Below are 514 nucleotides of genomic sequence, written 5' to 3'. Positions count from 1 at the left end.
CGCCGCGTGCGGGCGCGGACCGCCGCCTCCAGCCGGCGCCGGTCGTGCTCCAGCCGCGCCGTGGGCGCGCCGTCCGCGCGGGCGGTCTCCAGCCGGCGCATCACGTCCCGCAGCGCGGCCAGGTCGGCGGCCAGCTCACGGTCGTCCGGCGGCCGGGTCGGCGGGACGGCGAGCGCGCCGGCCCGCCACCGCTCGCTCCACAGCAGCAGCATCCGCGCGTCGCCCCGGCGCACCGCGTGCCGCTGGCCGATCGCCGCCAGCTCCGCGCCGTACCCGGTGGCGTGGGCGCGCAGCTCGGCGGCGCCGAGGGTGCGCTGGTGCTCGCGGGCGGCGTCCAGGCCGCGGCGGCAGGCCAGCAGCGTGGTCGTGGTGGCGCCCCGGGCCTCGGCGCGCAGGGCGTGTGCCAGCCAGCCGGCGGCCCGGCCGAAGGCGGGGCCGCGGTGGCGGAACCGGGCGGCCAGCTCCAGGTGCCGGTCCGCCGTCGCGGTGCGGCCCCGGGCCGCGGCGAGCCGGC

The 514-nt window shown here is 83.7% G+C and carries 1 pseudogene; it reads right to left on the bottom strand.

Features of this window, described 5'->3' with window-relative positions:
* Positions 1–514 (bottom strand): annotated as a pseudogene (locus tag KJS59_RS30750) (CHAT domain-containing protein); the annotation flags it as partial.

Origin of the sequence: Rhizomonospora bruguierae, assembly GCF_018397995.1 — a bacterium.
GTDB classification, from domain to species: Bacteria; Actinomycetota; Actinomycetes; order Mycobacteriales; family Micromonosporaceae; genus Rhizomonospora; species Rhizomonospora bruguierae.
The sequence above is the reverse complement of the archived record's forward strand: the minus strand, read 5'-3'. Positions and strand labels throughout refer to the sequence as shown.